The sequence below is a fragment of the Collinsella sp. 1033st1_E11_1033SCRN_220408 genome (genome assembly GCF_039062465.1).
Classification (GTDB): Bacteria; Actinomycetota; Coriobacteriia; order Coriobacteriales; family Atopobiaceae; genus Parolsenella.
Genome location: NZ_JBCLNF010000014.1, coordinates 1 through 20978, shown reverse-complemented (window position 1 = coordinate 20978; position 20978 = coordinate 1). Strand labels below are relative to the sequence as shown.

The following is a 20978-nucleotide window of genomic DNA, read 5'->3' as shown; positions in this document are numbered from 1 at the left end:
CGCTGCGCTGTGCGGCCCCCAGGGCACCGGGCGGAACCCGCCCCCTGAAAACCGAATGCCCCTCGTTGGTCAGCGACCATGGCGGGGGAGGTACACCCGGTCCCATTCCGAACCCGGAAGTTAAGCCCCCTAGCGCCGATGGTACTGCGGAGTAGTCCGTGGGAGAGCAGGACGTCGCTGACCAACGAGGGGCATTTGCGTGCCGAGGGCCCCGTCACCCGCGTGGTGGCGGGGTCCTCTTGTTTCGTGGCTCTTTGATTGCTTGTAGTCACGTCGTGTCGCATCGGCTACCGCTTTCGATCCGATTCGACTCCCCCTTTCAAAGGACTGGCTACGGTTATTCGGTTTGCATCTTTATGTTTCACTTTGAAATGCGTAGAGGCCCGGGCGATTTGCTCCGGGCCTCTATTTGTTTTGGCACAATGACTTGCCGAGTGTCTTACTGGATCTCGACTGACTCCCAGGATCCGTCCGCGTGCGGAACCTCTATCGACCTATATCCAGCGGCATATGCATAGCGGTAGGCCCCTTGGATACCCCAGCAGACATCGACGGCCCTATGGGCGTCAGAGCCGGTCGTGATGGGCACGCCGGCTTTGGCGAAGCGGTGCAAGAGGCCCGCGCTCGGATAGTAGCTCGCTGTCGTCTTCCTGAGACCGGCGGTGGAAACCTCTACCCTTCGTCCGGTGTCATGGGCGCATTCGACCATTTGGTCCCAAAGGCGGGAGAGATCGATTGTCGTCGTGAATCCTTCGTTTGCGAATCGGGTGGCAAGGTCGGGGTGAGCCATGCTGTCGAATTCGAGCGGGCTCTCGCAGGCGTGACACCAGGCGTTCACATAGCGACGCCAGACCTCGTCTGGCCCTAGGTCCTCCCAGACGTGCTTGTCCTCGTTGTAGTCGATCCATCCGGAGCCCGGGCAGATTTGGTATGCCTGGGACGTTCCCTCGGTACCCGGCTGCCCGGCGGCTCCCGTGGCGATGTCGCCGGGGTTCCCGATGTAGTGCACGCTTCCGAGGCGGACGATGGCGCCCTCGCTCCAGGTGCGCACATATTCCTCGCAGCCGGGATACCAGTCACATTCGAAGCCGTAGACGAACTCTAGTTCAGGCGCAATCTCGCTTGCGAGGCCGCGTGCTGCCTCGAATGCAGCGCGGTGTTCGACGAGTCGTGCGAGGGGCACCTGCGCCTCGCACGACTCGTCCAGGCTTGCGGGGAGCGTCAGGTGATCTGTGGAGACGAGGACGCGGCAACCGGCCGCCGCCGCTGCCCGCACGTTCTCCTCGAAGGTTGATGTCCCGTCTGAGAACGACGTGTGGGTGTGGCAGTCGACGATTGGCGTGTCCATGGCTACCTATCGATCGCGAAGCTTCTTGGCGGTTACGAGCGCCTTATAGAACAGGCCGTGGAGGGGGACGTCACGATCCGGCGCCACCTCGGCGACCTGCTTGGTGAACTTGGTCTTGAACTCGTTCAGGCCCATGAGCTTGGGCGAGAACTCGCTGCCAATCGCCATCATGTCGTAGTCGAGGCAGCCCTGGTTGGTGCCGAGATCGCAGCACTCGAAGTAGACGAGCTTGTCGGTCACGTGCTGACGCATGGTCTCGTTGCGGCTGGCGCCGTAATAGCGCACGGCGCGGGTGCCGTTAATGGTGACGAGCGACCAGGTGACGACGCGGCCATCGAGCCTGCCGGCGTAGACACGGCAGTGCTCGGGGCCGAGGATGCGGATCATGTCCTCGTAGTCCGAACAGGGTGCGGGCGTGAAGCCGTCGCGCTCGCCGGTCTCGCGCATGACGTCGTAGTACTCCTCGAAGCTCTTGGAGGCGAGCTCGGTCTCGTCGGCGCAGGTGACAGGGCTCTCGCGAAGGGCCTTGCGAACGTCGCGGCGACCGCGCGGCTTCATGCGGGAGAGGATTTCCTCATCTCCGCCGGTGACGTCGATCACGACGGTGTGGTCATAGGGGATGCCGGAGAGTACGGGCGTGGTCGAGGCGAGCTCGGCCTTGATGGAGATGCGCATGAACTTCTGGCGCTTGTCCTTCGCGCGAACGTGGGCAGCGAGGGCGTCGATCGCCTGGCCCTCGAGCTCCTCGCTGGGCTCAACGACCCAGACAGGAGCGTGGTTGGAGCGTAGGTAGTGATAGCCATGGGTCTCGTAGTCGAACAGGCTCACGAGGGCGATCGTGCGGCCGTCCTGGGTGAGCTCGACGGCGCCCCAGGGGGTGCGCCCGTCGATGGTGGCCTGGTAGCCCGCCCAGACGGCGGTCTGCTCGATGGGAAGGTTGACCCCGAGCTCAATGGCCTTTGTCTCGAGTTCCTCAACGGTGATGTCGTTGGCTTCGATCACGTGCGCTCCTGTGTCTCGTTCATGCTGCAGCGTAGTTCGCATTGTTTCTGACCCTCAATTCTAGCCAGGTCGGGCGCGGCTGATGCGCGGGGAAGGAGGAACCACGGCGAAACCAGACGAGTCAGGCGTCGCCACCTGGGGACGTGTCGTGGAGAGGCGTGGATATTCGGTGGGTGGGACTGCATAACCGGCGTCTTACCTGCGCTACCTGCATTTATATTTGGGTGCCTAACATAAAGTTATCCTTGCGAGACACTCTGCTGGTCTTATAATCCCTTAGACCTTTAAGCACGGTACGGGATACCTGCAAGGCAATACGGCCTGACTCGGCGTTGGACATGCCGGGTTTTCGCTGGGCCAAAGGGCGCGCGGCAGGCGTGCGCTCGTCTTGTGGGGACGCCCTCGGTCACGAGTCGGGCGCCTCTTTTTTTGTGCCTCGGCCTTGAGTCCGGGCGTCGTTTTCATACCGCGCGAACCCAAAAGAAAGGGGAACGCGTGAATCCACTGCTCGCAACGGATGCCCCCAAGGCGCTTCTCGCGCTCGAGGACGGCACCACCTTCGAGGGCCTTTCGGTGGGCGCCACTGGCGAGACCTTCGGTGAGCTCGTCTTTAACACGGCCATGTCGGGCTACCAGGAGGTCATCTCCGATCCGTCCTACGCGGGTCAGGTCGTGACCTTTACGTATCCCCAGATTGGCAACTATGGCGTCTGTCCCGAGGACATGCAGTCTGATGGCGTCGACCTCGCGGGCGTAGTCGTCTGCGATATGTGCCACACGCCCAATAACTGGCGGAGCATCGGATCGCTCCCCGATTTCCTCGCAGAGCACGGCATCGTTGGCATCGAGGGCGTTGATACGCGTGAAATCACGCTGCGTGTTCGCGATACCGGCACCATGCGCTGCGCGATCTCCACTGAGGACCTTGACCCGGCGAGCCTCGTTGCCCGCGTGAAGGCCGCGCCCTCCATCTCCGAGACCAACTGGGTTGCCAAGGTTTCCACCGCGGAGCCCTATGACGTCAACGCGCTCGTCGATATCAACCACCCGCGCAAGCGTCTGCGCGTCACCGCTCTCGATTGCGGTGAGAAGTTTGGCATCCTGCGCGGCGTCGTTGGCGTGGGAATCGACATGCACGTCGTGCCCTGGGACACCCCGGCGGAGAAGATCCTTGCCGAGAACCCCGACGGCGTCTTCCTCTCCAACGGCCCCGGTGACCCGCGTGAGCTCCCGGAGCCCGCTCGCTGTGCCGAGGAGCTTCTGGGCAAGGTGCCCGTCTTCGGCATTTGCCTAGGCCACCAGATGATCTGCCAGGCTGCGGGCGCCCAGATCGAGAAGCTGCCCTATGGCCACCATGGTGGCAACCAGCCCGTCATGAACCTGCTCTCCGGCATGGTCGAGGTCACCGCCCAGAACCACAACTACGGCCTCGTGTTCTCGAGCCTCGGCGAGATTGATGTCGAGCTCTCCGGCGGCCAGGAAGTCGTCGACGCCTGGAACGCCGCCAACACTCAGGATCTCCGCTTCTGGAGCGAGCGCCGCATCGCGCCCGTGGTGAACAACGAGCGCTTCGGTCGCATCCGCCTTACGCACGTGAACCTCAACGATGGCACGCCCGAGGGCATCCAGTTCCTCGACATCCCGGCCTTCTCCGCCCAGTACCACCCCGAGGCCTCGCCCGGCCCGAAGGACGCGGCCTACATGTTCGAGGCCTTCCGTCGCCTCATTGAGGGTGACCCCAACTATCTTGCCATCGACGTCCGTGAGGGGAGGCGCTTCTAGTGCCGAAGCGTACTGACATTAAGAAGATCCTGGTCATCGGCTCTGGTCCGATCGTCATTGGCCAGGCGTGCGAGTTCGACTACTCCGGCACGCAGGCGTGCGAGAGCCTCAAGGCGCTTGGGTACGAGGTCATTCTCGTGAACTCCAACCCGGCGACCATCATGACCGACCCGAACATCGCTGACCGCACCTATGTCGAGCCGATCACGACGGATGCCGTCGCAAAGATCATCGAGCGCGAGCGTCCCGACGCCCTCCTGCCCAACATGGGTGGCCAGACGGGCCTCAACTGCGCCATCGAGCTTGACGAGATGGGCGTGCTCTCCAAGTACGGCGTCGAGGTCATCGGCTGCAACACCGAGTCCATTCGCATCGGTGAGGACCGTAAGCTCTTCGCCGAGGCTATGGAGGACATCGGCCTGCACATCTGCAAGAGCGGCTTCGCCTACTCCGTGGCGGACGCCGAGCGTATCGTCGAGAACCTCGGCTTCCCCGTCATCATCCGTCCGAGCTTCACCCTCGGTGGCGCCGGCGGCGGCATCGCCTATGACATGGACGACCTGCGTCGCATCGTTGCCCAGGGTATCGATCTGTCGCCCGAGGGCGAGGTCCTGGTGGAGGAGTCCATCCAGGGCTGGAAGGAAATCGAGATGGAGGTCATGCGCGACTGCGCCGGCAACGGCATCGTGATCTGCTCCATCGAGAACCTCGACCCCATGGGCGTCCACACGGGCGACTCCATCACCGTCGCTCCTGCCCAGACCCTCTCTGACATGGAGCTCCAGCGCCTCCGCGACGCCTCGCTCGCGATTCTCGAGAAGGTCGGCGTCGCCACCGGTGGCTCCAACGTGCAGTTTGCCGTGAACCCCGAGGATGGCCGCATCATCGTCGTCGAGATGAACCCGCGCGTGAGCCGCTCCTCAGCACTTGCTTCCAAGGCCACGGGCTTCCCGATCGCCAAGGTCGCCGCTCGCCTTGCCGTGGGCCTCACGCTCGACGAGGTCAAGAATGACATCACGCAGGCCACGCCGGCTTGCTTCGAGCCCTCCATCGACTACTGCGTCGTCAAGGTCCCGCGCTTCGCCTTCGAGAAGTTCAAGGGCACGGACGAGACTCTCTCCACGCGTATGAAGGCCGTGGGCGAGGTCATGTCCATCGGCCGCACTTTCGAGGAGAGCTTCAACAAGGCCATGCGCTCGCTCGAGGTTGGCGAGAACATGCTCGGTGCGGACAACCCGGCGCTCTTCGACGTGCCTGACTTCCGCCAGCGCGTCTCGGTGCCCACCGCCCAGCGCATCTACTACGTCATCGAGGCGCTTCGTCGTGGCTGGGAGATCGACGATCTCTACGAGCTCACGGGCATCGATCCGTGGTTCCTCAGCCACCTGCGCAACCTCACGGACACCGAGAAGTGGCTTGCCGGCCACAAGCTCACCGAGATTTCCGGTCGCGACATGCGCTCCGTCAAGCAGATGGGCTTCTCGGACGAGCAAATCGCCCACTTCACTGGCTCGACCGAGCTCGAGGTTCGTACCTGGCGCAAGGCCAAGGGCATCGTTCCCGTCATCAAGACGGTCGACACCTGCGGCGGTGAGTTCCCGGCGCGCACGAGCTACCACTACAAGACCTACGAGTGGGGCGATACGGAGCGTCGCGCCGCCGACAAGCCGCGTGCGATGATCCTCTCCGCCGGCCCGAACCGTATCGGCCAGGGCATCGAGTTCGACTACTGCTGCTGCCACGCTGCCTACGCCCTGCACGACAAGGGCTATGAGACGGTCATGGTCAACTGCAACCCCGAGACCGTCTCCACGGACTACGACACTTCTGATCGCCTCTACTTCGAGCCCTTGACGTTCGAGGACGTCATGGACATCGTCGACATCGAGCAGCCCGAGGGCGTTATCTGCACCCTCGGCGGCCAGACGCCGATCAACCTCGCCGCCCGTCTGAAGGCCGCCGGCGTGCCCATCATGGGTACCCAGCCCGACGCCCTCGACCTCGCCGAGGACCGCGAGCGCTTCAGCGCCCTGCTCGACGAGCTCGGCATCGCCTACCCGGTCTCCGGCGTCGCGGAGACCTATGAGGAGGCCGTCGAGGTCGCCCACCGCATCGGCTTCCCGCTGCTCGTCCGTCCCAGCTACGTGCTCGGCGGCCGTGGCATGGTCATCGCCTATGACGAGCGCCACCTCAAGAGCTACATGGAGGCCGCCACGCGCGTCTCCAAGGACCACCCGATCTACCTCGACTCGTTCCTCGACTCCGCCGTCGAGCTCGACGTCGACGCCCTTGCTGATGGCGAGGAGTGCTACGTGGGTAGCGTCCTCGAGCAGATCGAGGAGGCCGGCATCCACTCCGGCGACTCCGCCTGCTGCATGCCGCCGTACTCCCTGGCAGACTCGATGGTCGCTCAGATTCGCGAGACCACGCACAAGCTCGCGCTCGCCTGCCACGTCGTGGGCGCGCTGAACGTGCAGTACGCCGTCCACAACGGTCAGCTTTACGTCATTGAGCTCAACCCGCGCGCGAGCCGCACCGTGCCGTTCTCCTCGAAGTCGACCGGCGTGCCCCTGGCTCGCATGGCCGCCCTCATCATGGCGGGCGAGAAGATCCGTGACCTCAACCTCCCGGCTGAGGACCGCACCTTCGACTACTTCGCCTGCAAGGAGGCCGTGCTTCCGTTCGATCGCTTCCCCGGTGCGGACATGACGCTCGGCCCGGAGATGAAGTCGACGGGCGAGGTCATGGGCGTTGCCCCGACCTTCCCTGCCGCCTACGCGAAGACCCAGCTGGCCATCAGCTACGGTCTGCCGACGAAGGGCTGCGTGTTCGTCTCCGTGCGCGACCGTGACAAGCGCGCCATCATCGGTGTTGCGCGCGACCTGGTGGGCATGGGCTTCACGCTCGTGGGCACCTCTGGTACCGCCAAGGCCCTGCGTGCCGCCGGCATCGAGTGCAAGACCGTCCGCCGTACGAGCGAGATGCGCCCGAACATCGGCACGATGATCTCTGGTGGCGACATCCAGCTCATCATCAACACCCCCGGCGGCCACGACACGCGCGACGACTTCTACGCGCTGCGCCAGATCGCCGTTCGCTATCGCGTCACCAACGTGACCACGCTCCCGGGCGCACAGGCGATGGTCGAGGCCATCCGCACCGCGCGCGAGGGTAAGCTCGACGTCGTCGCCCTCCAGGACCTGTAAGGGGTCCGAGGAGGTCTGACATAGCCTGATTCTGAGGGGTCCGACTGGCAAGCGCCGTGCCGGACCCCTCTCGTATGTACATTTCGCCGACAGTGCGCTCGGCATATTTCGTCACTATTACGCATCGGCTTCGTTTTGGTAGTCTCTCGCGCAAAAGGGCTATCCTATGTGGCTACCGCGGAGGGGCCGCCACACAGGGGGAGACACCGCGCGCATACCCAGGGAGACCTCGCCCGGCGGGGCCAGAGAGACCGCAACGGTTTTTAAGGAGCAAGATCATGGCAGTTGAGAAGAAGGACCTGGACTGGGGAAGCCTCGGCTTCGCCTATATGCAGACTGACTACAGCTATGAGGCCCACTGGAAGGACGGCGAGTGGGACGAGGGCGGCCTGACCTCCGACCACACGTTGCACGTCTCCGAGTGCGGCGGCATCTTCCACTACTGCCAGGAGGTCTTCGAGGGTCTCAAGGCCTACACTACCGAGAGCGGCGAGATCGTCTGCTTCCGTCCGGATCAGAACGCTCAGCGTATGTACGACTCCGCCCAGCGCCTCGAGATGCCGCCGTTCCCGAAGGACCGCTTCGTCGAGGCTGTCAAGGAGGTCGTCAAGGCCAATGCCGCTTGGGTCCCGCCGTTCGGCTCTGGTGCCACGCTCTATGTTCGTCCGTTCATGATCGGCTCTGGCAACGTCATCGGCGTTGCCCCCGCGCCCGAGTACACCTTCCGCATCCTCGTCACCCCTGTTGGCCCGTATTACAAGGGCGGCCTCAAGTCCGTCAAGCTCCGTGTTTCCGAGTACGACCGTGCTGCGCCGCATGGCACCGGCAACATCAAGGCCGGCCTGAACTACGCCATGAGCCTGAAGCCCTCCGTCGAGGCCCACGCCACTGGCTATGCCGACAACCTTTACCTCGACTCTGAGTCCCGTACCTACGTCGAGGAGACCGGCGGCGCGAACGTCCTGTTCGTCGACGGTAACACCCTCGTGGTTCCCAAGAGCCACACGGACTCGATCCTGCCCTCCATCACCCGTCGCTCTCTCGTCCAGGTCGCTGAGGACCTCGGTATGACCGTGGACAACCGTCCCGTCGAGTGGGCCGAGGTCAAGAGCGGCAAGTTCTCCGAGTGCGGCATGTGCGGCACCGCTGCCGTCATCTCCCCGGTGGGCGAGATCGACAACAAGGTCTATGGCGCGGATGAGACCGTCGTCTTCCCGGCTGGCCAGACCGAGATTGGCCCTGTCATGAAGAAGCTCCGCGAGACGCTGACCGGCATCCAGTCCGGCGCCGTCGAGGACAAGCACAACTGGGTCTTCAAGATTTGCTAATGCGTGCTGCATAGATGGTTGCCTGCGGCCCCACCGACTCTCCGGTGGGGCCGTTTTTTGTGAGGCGCGAGGCGCGTGGGCCACGACGTGAGGACGGTGCGGTTGGCGTGCTTGGCGGAGCGCCACCGCGCCTCCCGCGCTTGCGTCGTGTGTTCGCCGGGTACAATTCTCGCGTGACTATGAGCGCAGGGGAGGCGTGATGGCGGACAGGATGCAGGAGAAGCCCGAGGTGGAGGCCTTGGCGGCCGCTGATGACGCGCCCGTACTGGGTGACGCCGAGAAGCTTGACGCGGCCCTCGCTCAGGCGCCCGCTGACGCGGCGTCCGCGCGAGGCAGCTCCATTGCGCCCTCCCTCGCCGAGCAGGTCGCACTCGTCCCCACCGACCCCGGCTGCTACCTGTGGAAGGACGCCAAGGGCAACGTCCTGTACGTGGGCAAGGCAAAGAACCTGCGCGCCCGCATGCGCCAATACGTGCAGCTCACGGACGAGCGCCCCATGGTGCCGCGCCTCATGGCCGCCACGGCGAGCTTCGACTACGTCGTGGTCGGCTCGGAACACGAGGCACTCGTCCTCGAGATCAACCTCATCCACCAGTATCGTCCGCCCTTCAACGTCGACCTCAAGGACGACAAGAGCTATCCCTACATCGCGCTCACCAAGGGCGACGTCTATCCCGCGATCAAGTACACGCGTGAGCGCCATCGCCCGGACACGCGCTACTTCGGCCCCTACACGGACGCCCGCGCCGCCCGCGCCACGATCGACGTGGTGCGCAAGGTGATGCCGCTGTGCGTCGCCACCTGCGCGGAATGGAAGCGCGTGCGCCGCCAGCTCGAGGCTCACCCTGAGCAGACGGACGTCGTGGCGCTCGCGCAGGCGGAGAGCGGTCGCCCCTGTTTTGACTATCACGTGGGGCGCGGCCCGGGCGTGTGCGCCGGGTGCATCACGCCCGAGGAGTACGCCACGCACGTGAGTCAGGTCGAGCGCTTCCTTGCAGGTCACAGGGGCGAGTTCGTCTCCGAGCTCAAGGCCGAGATGGCGGAGGCCGCGGCGGACCTCGACTTCGAGCGCGCTGCTCGCGTGAAGCGTCGCCTCGAGGTGATCGATGGCCTCGACGACAAGCAGCGCGTGGTTCTCGGAAGCGCGCAGGACGTTGACGTCATCGGCTTCTGGCGCGAGGAGACCATCGCGGGTGCCTGCGTGTTCGTCGTGCGTGAGGGGCGCGTGAGCCGCACCTGCGAGTTCGTGCTCGACAAGGGCCTCGACGTGGGCGAGGAGGAACTGGCGAGCGGTTTCGTCAAGCGCTACTACGACCAGACGAGCGACCTCCCGCTCGAGGTCTGCGTGCCTGTCGAGCTCGCGGATGCCGAGACGCTCGAGGGCTGGCTCACGGCGCGTCGCGGTCGCGTGGTCGAGCTCCACGTGCCCAAGCGCGGCCAGAAGGCGCACCTCGCGGAGATGGCTCGCAACAACGCGCGCCACTACCTCGCGCGCTATGAGCTGCGCACGGGTTACGAGGACAAGCGCACGAACGAGGCACTGCTACAGCTCGAGAGCGCCCTGGCCCTCGATGAGCCGCCCATGCGCATCGAGTGCTTCGACATCTCGACCATCCACGGCAAGCACACCGTCGCGTCGATGGTCGTGTTCACGGCAGGCAAGCCCGACAAGAGCCAGTACCGTCGCTTCAAGATCCGCGCGGAGCTCGACGAGGCGAACGACTTCGTCTCCATGAGCGAGGTGCTCGCGCGGCGCTATGCCCCCGAGCGCATGGCTGACGAGCGCTTTGGCGCGCGTCCGGACCTGCTCATCCTCGACGGCGGCAAGCCCCAGCTCACGGCCGCCATCGCGCAGCTTGGGGAGCTCGGGTTGGACATCCCCATCGCGGGCCTCGCCAAGTCCGACGAGGAACTGTTCGTGCCGTGGGATGAGATGCCCGTGGTGCTGCCGAGCGGCTCTGCCTCGCTCTACCTCGTGAAGCGCGTGCGTGATGAGGCGCACCGATTCGCCATCACCTTCCACCGCGAGCTGCGCGACAAGGCGATGACCGTCTCAATCCTCGACGAGATTCCCGGTGTGGGCGAGAAGCGCAAGCGCGCGCTGAGGCGGGCGTTTGGCAGCATGAAGCGCCTGCGCGAGGCGAGCGAGGAGGACATCGCAGCCGTTCCCGGCATTCCCGCCGAGGTCGCGCGCGAGGTCTACGAGACGCTGCGCGCCTGGGACGCCGAGCTCGACTCCTCGCGCGAGGCTGCGAACGACGAGGACGTCGAGGTATAAGAGGGCGGCAGATGCCCCTCTGGCTTGAAAAACTCGCTAAGTAGGGGGCTAATCCGGGACCGGCCAAGTAGACGGCCATTTTGCGCTGCAAAACCCCAGGTCGCGAACTCCCTTAAATGTGGTCTACTTGGAGCGTTGCGGATTAGCCCCCTACTTGGCGTTCTTTTCGCATGGCGGGGCGAACCAATGGCCGTGCCGTGCCTCTCCGCGCCCCGAATTCGCTGTTCGCATCCAACTCGCTTGAGAAGTATGGACATGATTTCGCATCTGCCGAGTAGGCGGCGTTTTTTGAATTGCAAAACCCCAGGTCGCGGGCGGTTAAATAGGGGGACTACTCGGCAAGCCTCAATCCGTGTCCATACTTCTCGGGCGAGTGCGCGAGGGGCCCTCTCGTCAGCGTCGGTATCCCGAGGGGCTGCATCCAGGCTCCGGCCAGCTGGTTGCCTGCCGCTTCGCCACGCGATGTGTGTAGTGCTTTAACGTGTTATATAAGGGACAAATTAGCTCTCAGCTAATGAAATCGCGCGCTTCGCTTCCTAGGATGGGCTCATGTTTAGCCCCAACAGGAAGGAAGACCCCATGGAAGCTACCGAGGCTCAGGACAAGACGCAGCAGACAAACAATCCGCAGAAGGGCAAGTCGGCCGCGTCGGTCGTTGCCCTTGTGCTGGGCATTATCGCTCTCGTCACGTCGTTCTTGCCCATCATCAACAACCTCTCGTTCGTTCTCGCGCTCGTTGGCGTGGTCTTTGCGGTCATCGGGTTGGTGGGCGTGCTGCGCGGCAAGAAGGGCGGCCGAGGCTTCTCCATTGCCGCGGTTATCGTGAACGTCCTCGCCATTGCCATCGTCCTCGGCACGCAGAGCGCCTACTCCTCTGCCATCGACGAGGCGACGAAGGGCACCATCTCGACCGAGGACGGCTCTTCGACCGCCGCTGCGAGCACGTCTGCGGAGTCCGGCACGGCCGACAAGTACTCCATCGCCGACGAGCAGATGACCGGCGATGACTACACCACGACCATCAGCGGCACGTTCACCAATCTTACGGATTCTCAGCTCGGCTACGTCAGCGTTAGCTATAACCTGTTCGATGCCGATGGCAACCAGATTGGAGCGGCGTACGCCAACACCAGCAACCTTGACGCCGGCGGAACCTGGAAGTTTGAGGCGGTTGGCATGTATGACCAGGCTAAGGTCGCTTCCTACAAGCTGGCTGACGTCACTGGCTTCTTGCGTTGTTATCTGACGCTCGCGGTCTCGTGGAGAGGGGGCAAGATGGCCCAAAGACTGACGGAGGAGCTCCTCGCGGAGCTGCTCGAGGCGCCCGACATCGATACGTTTCTCGACTCTCATCAGCTTGGTGAGCCGTCGCTCCCTGACTACCTCAATGCTCTTCTCGCGGAGAAGAACCTCGAGCGTGCGCAGGTCGTGCGTATGGCAAACCTCAACGAGACCTTTGTCTATCAGATCTTCATGGGCACGCGTAATCCTAGCCGCAACAAGCTGCTTCAGATCGCCTTCGCGATGGCGCTGACCCTGCGCGAGACCAACCGCATGCTCGAGGCGGGCGGGGTGAGCTCGCTGTATAGCAAGAGCCGTCGAGATGCGATCATCATCTTCTGCCTTGAGCGGGGATGTTCACTCCAGAGGGTGAACGAGGAGCTCTATCGCTTTGGGGAAGAGACGATTTGCTGACGGCGGCGGTACGGTATTGTCCGGCGTGTGTTTGATTGCGAATGTGGCGAGCGGGATGCGAATTAGTGTCCCGCTCGCCTGCTATTGTGGGGATATGGATATCGAGACGACAGATGGCATACACGAGCAACTGGAGGGTACGCTTGGCGCCGTGCTCTTCTCTTCCGCGCCCACGGACGCCTATCGTGTGGAGCGCACGCTCAAGCGCACTCCCGCCGAGGTGACGGAGCTCGTATGGCTGAGGACTGCCGCGGGGACTGAGCTCGGCCCGTACGTACGCAAGGTCATTTCTCGGGAGAGCGGCCTTGGCTGTGCGTACGTCGAGCTCTTTAAACTGCAGCGCCAAGGCATGCGCTTTCGCCAGCTCCCTCGTATCATTGACTGCTGCGAGAACGTCGGCTCTCTTGAAGTGCTCCTCGAATACGTCAAGGGGCGGACGCTCGCGCAGGTGGTTGAGGATGCCTCGCCTGGTGATCGCGACATGCTCGCACGCGAGCTCATTCCTGCGATCTGTGATGCGGTTTCAGAGCTGCATGGCGCGCTTGAGCCGCCGCTGGTCCATCGCGACCTCACTCCCAGCAACGTCATCTGCCCTGATGTTCGTTCGTGCTCCGCCGCGAGTCCGCGACCTGCCTCGCGTTCGTGCTCCGCTGCGAGCTCGGGGCGTGCCGCGAGCTCGTGCTGCCCCGTGCTCATCGACTTCGGCATTGCGCGCGTGTGGCGCGAGGGTGAGGAGGCTGATACCACGCATTTCGGGACTCGTTCCTATGCCCCGCCCGAGCAGTACGGTTTTGGCCAGACTGATGTCCGCAGTGATGTCTACGCCCTGGGTATGCTTGCGTTTTTCTGTCTGACTGGGCGAGAAGCCACCCCGGCTGATCGGGAATGCGGTTTTGCCTGTGCCGAGGTTTCTCCTGCTTGGCGCAGCGTAATAACAAAGGCCACCTCTCTAGATCCCGATGACCGCTATCAAAGCGCGGCCGAGATGCGCGATGCGCTTCCTGGGGTTGCCGATGGGCGTTTGTGCAAGCATTCCGGAAAGCCTGGTGATCGGTCTCGCTCGCTTGCCGTGACGCTTACCGAGATGAGGGAACGCTACCTCAGCGCTTCGGTGCCGGGCTTTTGGAGTGCGCGGAACGTCCTCGTATGTCTTGCTGCCGCATTCATTCTTTTTGCTTGCGCGATTTGCCTGTTTGACGAAAAGTACTATGTCGCTGGTCCGCTCTGGCTCAACGTTTATGGGTTTGCGCTGTTCTTTCCCTGCATGGTGCTGGTGTGTGGCTGGGTCCTTCTCGACAAGCGGTGGTTGTTCGCAAACGTTGGTATCCTGCGGCGTTGGGGTCGCAAGCGAGCTCGGGCTGTGAGCGTCGGAGTCTTCGTTGTTGCCTGGCTGCTGCTCATTGTTTTTGTCGGCATTTGCAGGCGGTAGGCTGCCGTCTCGCGTCTGCGGGGTTTCTCCCGCGTGATAAAACGTCGCTTCGTGGGTGGCGGGGCGTCTTTTGCAGTCGTCGGCCCGTTGTCGTAGGGCGGGATATCGTCCCCGCTGGCGGCAAGCCGTCGCTATGCGGACGACGAGCCACGTTTTGCGTACCGGCGCTGGCTTTTGATTCGCAAAAGTCGCTAAGTAGGGGGCTAATCCGGGGTTTGCCGAGTAGACAACGGTTTCGCGCTGCAAAACCCCAGCTCGGGAACTCCTTTAAATCGGGTCTACTCGTGTCACTGCGAATTAGCCCCCTACTTAGCGCACTTTTCGTTTGGCGCGGCGTGGCCGTTGCTAAGCTTTCCTCCCCGGGCATTGATTTCGCCTTCTGCAACCAGCTCGTTTGACGCCCAGCTCGCCTGAGAAGTATGGACACGCTTTTGGTTATGCCGGGTACATGGCGCTTCCGAGATGCAAAACCCCAGGTCGCAGTGAGTCAAATGAGAGAGCTACTCGGCTGATTGCGAATCATGTCCATACTTCTCGGGGAAGTGCGCAAAGGACGCCTCTCGTGCGACAATCGGGGTATTCGCAAGCGTGGGGCTGGAGGGACGCATGGAGATCAAGGCTTGGACCTACGACGAATTTCCCGAGTGCGCGGCCGTGCCCGACGGGGCGCGTGTGCTTGAGACGACGGGTGACGAGTCGGGTTCGCGGTATGTTCCGGACGTCGTGTACCTTTGCCGCGGTGATCACGAGCTGCACCTTCAGCTGCTGATTCCCACGTGCCGCAACTCGCTCAATGCGGCGGCGGGGGAGCGTCCAACTTATCCGTGCCTCGTCTACGTTCAGGGTTCTGCCTGGAGAAAGCAGGACTGTTACAAGAACCTGCCCCAGCTGGCCAGGATTGCCGAGCGAGGCATCGTGGTTGCCGTGGTCGAGTATCGCGACTCATCGATGGCGTGTTTTCCGGCGCAGGTTCACGACGCGCAAGCGGCCGTTCGATTCGTTGCCGACCACGCGGACGAGCTCTCGGTTGATCCGGACAAAATCGTCATTGGTGGCTCTTCTTCGGGTGGACACACGGCCGTTCTCGCGACCCTTCTTCCTGACGAGAACGGATTGCCCGCCGCTGATCTTCCCGTTCGAGGCGTTCTCGATTTCTACGGGGCGGTGAGCTTCCTCCGCGAGGACGGGTATCCCACAACGCTCGATGCGGGCTCGCTGACAAGTCCGGAGGGCGCGCTTGCTGGTGGCAGCCTGCGCGAAAACCCCGAGCTTCGCTATCGCATCTCTGCCGACACCTATCTTTCGTCGGAGACACCGATGCCTCCCGTGCTTATCGTTCACGGTACGAAGGACCGCATGGTCAACTGCGAGGTGTCGACGGACTTTTACAACCTGCTCCGAGCTCAGGGGCGCAAGGCCGAGCTTGTGCTCATCAAGGGCGGAGATCACGGTGGCTCCGAGTTTTACGTTCCCGAGGCGATTGACGTTTATGAGGACTTTGTCCACCGTTGCGTGAGAGAGTAGAGCCACGACGGCGCTGTTTAGTGCAAACCGGCGGCGCTATACAAAATCGGAGCCGCGGCAACCCATGTTCGGGTTGTCGCGGCTTATCCTTGCCGTGTGATGTGCGTTGCAATGAATCCGGCACGCGTGGCGCGTTGCGTCGCGTTTGGCACGAGATGCGTGGCGTGCGTGGCTCGTTGCGCGGCGTGCGGCGCGAGGTGAGTCGCACGCGTGGCGCGAGGGGCGTGGCACACGTGACGCGTTGCGTGATGCGCGGTGCGTGATCTCGCTGGGCTACTCCACCGTATAGACGTCGGTGATATCCCGATAGTCGCCAACAGGCGGTTCCTTGGCCGGATGGACGTCGTCACCAATCCAAATGCCCACGTCCTCGCCCATAAACGAAGGGCTATGAACCATCATCAGGTCGCTGAATGGATCAACGTCTGCGTGGCTAGACTTGCGCTTGTAGTACTCGTGGGTTGTTTCGTTCACGATGTAGGGGTAGATCACGATGTCCTTATCGAAGGTGCCGTCGAACGGCAGCTTCTCCAGATGGGCGCCCTCGCCCTCGCCTACACGTTGACGGCCAACCTTGCCTTTTGCGCACTTGAACCTTCCGGAGACATCCGAGAACCAGAGCGCGGCATAACGCCAGGGCCCTTCGCCCTCGGTGAGTTCGAGCAAGCGGCGCATGCTTGCGGGACAGTTCTTGTGCTCGTAGAACTCGAGGCCGGTGGCGTCGCCAACCAAAGCGATAACGTCACCACGCCATTCGTCAGCCATGAGGGTGAGCACCGCATTCGTGCTTTCGGCTCCCACGTGATGGAAACAGGGCCACTTGACGTCGTTCTTGAAGGGAACGGGATTCAGGTACTCCCTCTTCGAGAAGTTGATCCAAGTGAACGACTGGCTCATGGCTGCGCCTCCTTTACAAATATTAAGGCTATTTTGGGGAGAGCATAACAGTTGCTAACGCTGCGGTGTGGGAGAAAGAAGGGATAATGCAGCTAACGGCATAAAACCGCTAAATGAACGCCGTTCGCTCAATTGGGCTTTCCGTTTGGTTGACACGTCAGGGGGGTGGCGACCTGTCGCGACGGCGTTTTCCCGAGCTAGCGTCTCGCGTAGCCGTCGCGCGGAACGCGCCTCTCGGGGCGAAAATGCGTGCGTCGGCCGCGGGCCGGGCGTCGTTTGCGTCAACGCCCGCCGACGACCGGTGCGCCGCATGCCGAAGCGTCGCGTGCTCGGCGCGCTCCATGCGTTAACGTGCCCTCCGTCATTCGCGGAAACGAAAGGGGAATCACCATGAACAGGCTCGAGAACAAGGTCGCCGTCGTTACGGGCGCAAACTCCGGCGTAGGCGCTGCCATCGCCAGGCTCTTCGCCGCCGAAGGCGCCACCGTCGTCATGACCGCCCGTCGCGAGGCCGCGCTCGAGGAGGTCGCGGGCGAGATCGAGGCTGCCGGCGGCAAGACCTTCGTCATGGCCACTGACATCTCCAAGGCAGAGGACCCCGAGCGTCTCATGGCCGCCGTGGAGGAGAAGTACGGCAGGCTCGACGTTCTTGTGAACAACGCCGGCATCCTTGAGTCCGGCCTCAAGCCCATTGACCGCTTCACCGACGAGGACCTCGACCGCATCATCGAGACCAACCAGAAGGGCACCATGCGCTGCATGCGCGCTGCTTCCAAGCGTATGTCTGCCGGCGCGTCCATCGTGAACATCGCCTCGGTCGCAGGCGAGAAGGGTTGCGGTGGTGCCGTCTACGTCTCCACCAAGGCAGCCGTCATCGGCGTGACCAAGCACACCGCCCTGCGCTTCCAGGCTGAGGGTATCCGCTGCAACGCCATCTGCCCGGGCACCATCGTGACCCCGATGGTTGCCGGCACCACCGCCGCCGACATGGACGCCGACATGATGGGCGCCATGGCCACGCACTCCAACCTCCGCACGCAGCCCTGCATGCCGGAGGATGTCGCCAACATCGCGCTGTTCCTGGCAAGCGACGAATCGCGCGCCCTCACCGGCCAGATTCTCGTGAGCGACTTCGGGGCCATGCTCTAGAAAGTTGTTCGAGCGGACCGTTGGACCGATCGTAATACGCGGGCTATCGGACTGGCCGTCACGCGCGAGGTGCCCGGATCGACCGTCATGCGCGAGGTATCCGGGCCGACCGCCACGCGAGATACTCGGAGCGAGTCGCCGGCGAAGCTCGCACGATACGCATGAAAAAGCGGGTCCGGAGGGGATTCCTCCGGGCCCGCTGCTGTTAACGCGTGCTATGGGCGCTTGCCCAAAACCTTACAGGCCGAGTCCCTCGTTCAGCGCCTGGGCGATCTGGGCGGCGTCATCGGAGCCGCGCAGGGTCGCCTTGAAGTCCGCGTTCATGAGCAGGACGGCGGACTTGGAGAGAAGGCGCAGGTGGGTGGTGCCGGCCTCGCCCTCGGGGATGAGAAGCGCCATGGCGATGTCAACGGGCTTGTCGTCGAGGCTCGGCCACTCGACGGGCTGCTCGTTCTTGAAGATGATGACGGCGGCGTCCTTGACCGCGTCGCTCTTGCAGTGCGGTACGGCGAAGCCATCGACCATACCGGTCTTATCGATGCCCTCGCGAGCCTGGAAGGCATCGTAGACGGCATCGGCGTCATCGGTGAGGCCGAGCGTGGCGGCATAGTCCGCGATGGTGCGGAGTGCCTCGTCCTTGTTGGCGGCATTCTGGTGGAGCAGGACGTTCTTCTCGTTGACGAAAGCCATTGGTGCATACCTTTCTTCACGTGTCTTGCGGTGGGCTGCTGCTGCCTGGCTGGCGGGTCTGCTGCCTGGCTTGCTGGGTTGCTGCTTCGCGCGAGCGGCTGCGGTGCCTCGCGCGCCCGACCGGCGGGGCAGTATAACACAGGATATTTAACCAAAGAAGGACCCTGCCGGTGAGCCGACAGGGTCCAAAAGGTGCAGAGAGTTAACTTACTTCTGCTCGAGCTTCGGCTTCATGGCGACGAGGATCGCGGCGCCCACGAGGGCACCAATCACGATGTCGAGGCAGAAGAGAGCCACGTTGTTCGTGGCGAGGGCCACGATGAAGCCACCGTGCGGGACGTAGCAGTCGATGCCCTGGAAGGCGGCCAGCGCGGCGCCCACGGCGGAGCCGATGCAGATGCCCGGGAGGGTGTGGCCGAGGTCCTTGACCGCGAACGGGATGGCGCCCTCGGTGATGCCGATGCAGCCCATGAAGATGGCGGAGATGCCCATCTGACGGTCGGCGTCGTCAAACTTGCTCTTGGCGACGAGGGAGGCGATGCCGCAGGCCAGCGGCGGGACGGCGACGGCGACGCGGAACATGCCGTTGGGGCCGTAGACGCTGGAGGCCATGAGGGCCATGGTGAACGTGGAAGCGGTCTTGTTGATGGGGCCGCCCATGTCGAACGCGGTCATGACGCCAATGACGAGGCCGAGGATGACGGCGGAGCCACCCTGGAGGCTACCGAGCGCGCTGGTGAGCCAGTCCATGACGAAGCCGAGCGGGGTGGCCAGGATGTAGATGTAGGCCATGCCGAGCACGAGCGAGGTCAGGATCGGGATGATCAGGATCGGCATGATCGTGTTGATCGTGTCGTTGACCTTCCAGGTCTTCATCCAGCGGACGAAGTAGCCGCAGAGAACGGCCATGATCATCGCGCCGAGGAAGCCGGTGGAGACGGCGGCGCCGCTCGGCGTAGTGACGGCGTTGTTAACCAGATAACCAAGAACGAAGCCAGGCGCGAGGGCGGGCTTGCCGGCCATCGAGTAGGCGATGTAGGCGGCCAGCACCGGGATCATGGTGGAGATACCAGCCATGCCGATGGTGTTGAGGCTCACCATGATCGGGTTCGTGACCTCCATGCCGTTGGCGCCGGCGGTGCCGGAGGCGAGGGAGAAGGCCAGGAACACGCCGCCGATGACGACGATGGGGATGAAGTAGCTAACGCCGGTGTTGAAGGCGTTGAGCAGGGTCTTGCCGGGCTCGGCGAAGATGGACTCCTTGGAAGCGGCCTTGGGACCACCGGGGGCGGCGCTGACCTTGGCGGGCTCGGCGGCCTTCTCGGCGACGGCGGACGCGGAGGCGTCGATGCCGGCGGCGGCGATGGCGGCGTCGATCACGGCGGCGGCGTCAGAGATGGCGTCGGCGGTGCCGGCCTTGTGGAAGCGGCCCTCGGCCTTCTTGGCCTCGAAGCGGTCCTCGCCCTCGATGCCCACGTCGGTCGTGAGGATGACGAGGTCAGCCGAATCGACGTCCTCCTGGGAGAGCTCGTCCTCGATGCCCATGCCTCCCTGCGCTTCGATCTTGCACTCGAAACCGCGCTTCTTGCACTCCTCCTCCATGGCGGACTTAGCCATGTAGGTGTGCGCAATGCCGACGGTGCAGGCGCTTACTCCTACGATCTTCACGTTCTCCTCCTTCATATACCGGTTTGCACTGGTCCTCTGGAAAGGGGTGTGGCGTCCGGATCTAGTGCCGGACTTGGTGCCACGGATGGTGCGGCCGATTGGAGTATTGGTCGCTAAAGAAGGTATCCCGTGAGCGAATTCGCGACAAGAATTTGTCGGTAAACGTTGTTCTACCTTGGGAAACGTTGGAAACAGTTAAACAGTTAACCCTAGTCGTTTGCTGGGAAAAGTAGAACAGAAGAGAAAGTCAAGAATTATTTCGACTTTCCGTCAAACGTGCAGACGAGTCTCTGCCGCTGCTGTGGAGGCGGCTGCTGGTACTGCGCTGGCCGCGGCTCGTGAGGGCGCGTGCGTGGCTCGAGCGGCGGGCGCTTGCGGTGGGTGTGCGTGCGGCAGGCGCGACTGGGGTGGGCGTGACGTGTGCGGCGGACGCGGCGGGCGCGTGCGCGGTTCAGGCGGACGACGTGCGCGACAGGCGCGACTGGGGCGGACGTAGCGTGTGCGAGGCGGGTGCCCGCCAGCGTTTTTGCTGTCTGTAGCCGGTTTAAAAGTGTCGGGCTGCCTACCCTCCGAGACCCGGATACATGTGGTTCGCTTACGGTGTGCATCGCGTCATGGCGCACATAGCATTCAATTTGCGCGGAAATACGTTATGGCCCGCCTCCGCCGACGGCCCCCGAGAGCGGCGGCCCGCCTCCGCCGACGGCCCTCGAGAGCGACGAAATGAGCACACTTAGCCTCGTCAAATGTGCCGAATGTCTGCTATTGCCCACTACGCGCGTCTTGCTTGGCATGCGCCGAGCGGAGGCTCGCGAGTGCCGCGGACTACTGCTTTCAATGCGGGCGGCTGTCCGTGCCTGTGCCGGGCCGACGCGTGCGGAGAAGGCCAACTTTTCGTAAATTTAGGTTGATTTCCGATCCCAACCGAACACATTGAGCTGACGGCACGCTCCCGCAGTTAACCGAACGCCCCCGAGGTCCT

The 20978-nt window shown here is 63.3% G+C and carries 13 protein-coding genes and 1 rRNA gene; 9 read left to right on the top strand and 5 right to left on the bottom strand.

Going from position 1 to position 20978, the window contains the following annotated elements:
- The first annotated feature begins 68 nt into the window (after positions 1–68).
- A 5S ribosomal RNA gene (gene rrf / locus ABCN07_RS07590) occupies positions 69–183 on the top strand.
- 256 nt (positions 184–439) lie between these two features.
- Here the strand turns inward: rrf and ABCN07_RS07585 are convergent.
- Together ABCN07_RS07585 and ABCN07_RS07580 are read right to left on the bottom strand one after the other, a co-directional pair.
- On the bottom strand, positions 440–1348 hold the full coding sequence (locus ABCN07_RS07585; protein WP_343006103.1) for a PHP domain-containing protein: 909 nt from the start codon (positions 1346–1348) through the stop codon (positions 440–442).
- A gap of 6 nt (positions 1349–1354) precedes the next feature.
- Complete coding sequence (locus ABCN07_RS07580; protein WP_343006102.1) at positions 1355–2350, bottom strand: peptidoglycan bridge formation glycyltransferase FemA/FemB family protein; 996 nt, start codon at positions 2348–2350, stop codon at positions 1355–1357.
- A 495-nt stretch (positions 2351–2845) separates the two neighbouring features.
- Between ABCN07_RS07580 and carA the strand changes: the two genes are divergently transcribed.
- The 7 genes from carA (at position 2846) to ABCN07_RS07545 (ending at position 15592) form a co-directional block, all read left to right on the top strand.
- A complete protein-coding gene (gene carA / locus ABCN07_RS07575; RefSeq protein ID WP_343006101.1) occupies positions 2846–4132 on the top strand; it encodes a glutamine-hydrolyzing carbamoyl-phosphate synthase small subunit in 1287 nt (428 codons plus the stop codon).
- The gene (gene carB, locus ABCN07_RS07570) at positions 4132–7338 is read left to right on the top strand and encodes a carbamoyl-phosphate synthase large subunit (protein WP_343006100.1); all 3207 of its coding nucleotides are present in this window, start codon (positions 4132–4134) and stop codon (positions 7336–7338) included. Before carA ends, carB begins: the two co-directional genes overlap by 1 nt.
- 278 nt (positions 7339–7616) lie before the next feature.
- Positions 7617–8666: a branched-chain amino acid aminotransferase gene (locus ABCN07_RS07565; protein ID WP_343006099.1), complete on the top strand. Its 1050-nt coding sequence runs from the start codon at positions 7617–7619 to the stop codon at positions 8664–8666.
- 199 nt (positions 8667–8865) lie between these two features.
- Entirely contained in the window at positions 8866–10944 is a 2079-nt protein-coding gene (uvrC, locus tag ABCN07_RS07560; RefSeq protein ID WP_343006098.1) for an excinuclease ABC subunit UvrC, read from the top strand.
- A 579-nt stretch (positions 10945–11523) separates the two neighbouring features.
- Positions 11524–12639, top strand: coding sequence for an FxLYD domain-containing protein (locus tag ABCN07_RS07555; protein ID WP_343006097.1), 1116 nt, complete (start codon positions 11524–11526; stop codon positions 12637–12639).
- Positions 12640–12733: 94 nt separating this feature from the next.
- On the top strand, positions 12734–14068 hold the full coding sequence (locus ABCN07_RS07550; protein ID WP_343006096.1) for a protein kinase: 1335 nt from the start codon (positions 12734–12736) through the stop codon (positions 14066–14068).
- A gap of 606 nt (positions 14069–14674) precedes the next feature.
- Positions 14675–15592: an alpha/beta hydrolase gene (locus tag ABCN07_RS07545; protein WP_343006095.1), complete on the top strand. Its 918-nt coding sequence runs from the start codon at positions 14675–14677 to the stop codon at positions 15590–15592.
- Positions 15593–15865: 273 nt separating this feature from the next.
- On the opposite strand, the gene ABCN07_RS07540 is transcribed toward ABCN07_RS07545, so the two are convergent.
- Positions 15866–16489: a hypothetical protein gene (locus tag ABCN07_RS07540; protein WP_343006094.1), complete on the bottom strand. Its 624-nt coding sequence runs from the start codon at positions 16487–16489 to the stop codon at positions 15866–15868.
- Positions 16490–16879: 390 nt separating this feature from the next.
- Here ABCN07_RS07540 and ABCN07_RS07535 point away from each other — a divergent pair, with 390 nt between their 5' ends.
- Positions 16880–17638 (top strand): SDR family oxidoreductase, encoded by a 759-nt coding sequence (locus ABCN07_RS07535; RefSeq protein ID WP_343006093.1) that lies wholly within the window; start codon positions 16880–16882, stop codon positions 17636–17638.
- 237 nt (positions 17639–17875) lie between these two features.
- Here ABCN07_RS07535 and ABCN07_RS07530 read toward each other — a convergent pair whose 3' ends face one another.
- On the bottom strand, positions 17876–18328 hold the full coding sequence (locus ABCN07_RS07530; protein WP_343006092.1) for a fructose PTS transporter subunit IIA: 453 nt from the start codon (positions 18326–18328) through the stop codon (positions 17876–17878).
- Positions 18329–18535: 207 nt separating this feature from the next.
- Positions 18536–19996, bottom strand: a complete 1461-nt coding sequence (locus tag ABCN07_RS07525; protein ID WP_343006091.1) for a fructose-specific PTS transporter subunit EIIC — start codon at positions 19994–19996, stop codon at positions 18536–18538.
- Positions 19997–20978 lie beyond the last annotated feature (982 nt).

What these genes read in the sequence shown, in the direction of transcription:
- ABCN07_RS07585 (WP_343006103.1), bottom strand. Translation starts at nt 1,348, where the DNA reads ATGGACACGCCAATCGTCGACTGCCACACCCACACGTCGTTCTCAGAC.
- ABCN07_RS07565 (WP_343006099.1), top strand. Translation starts at nt 7,617, where the DNA reads ATGGCAGTTGAGAAGAAGGACCTGGACTGGGGAAGCCTCGGCTTCGCC.
- uvrC (WP_343006098.1), top strand. Translation starts at nt 8,866, where the DNA reads ATGGCGGACAGGATGCAGGAGAAGCCCGAGGTGGAGGCCTTGGCGGCC.
- ABCN07_RS07555 (WP_343006097.1), top strand. Translation starts at nt 11,524, where the DNA reads ATGGAAGCTACCGAGGCTCAGGACAAGACGCAGCAGACAAACAATCCG.
- ABCN07_RS07550 (WP_343006096.1), top strand. Translation starts at nt 12,734, where the DNA reads ATGGATATCGAGACGACAGATGGCATACACGAGCAACTGGAGGGTACG.
- ABCN07_RS07545 (WP_343006095.1), top strand. Translation starts at nt 14,675, where the DNA reads ATGGAGATCAAGGCTTGGACCTACGACGAATTTCCCGAGTGCGCGGCC.
- ABCN07_RS07540 (WP_343006094.1), bottom strand. Translation starts at nt 16,489, where the DNA reads ATGAGCCAGTCGTTCACTTGGATCAACTTCTCGAAGAGGGAGTACCTG.
- ABCN07_RS07535 (WP_343006093.1), top strand. Translation starts at nt 16,880, where the DNA reads ATGAACAGGCTCGAGAACAAGGTCGCCGTCGTTACGGGCGCAAACTCC.
- ABCN07_RS07530 (WP_343006092.1), bottom strand. Translation starts at nt 18,328, where the DNA reads ATGGCTTTCGTCAACGAGAAGAACGTCCTGCTCCACCAGAATGCCGCC.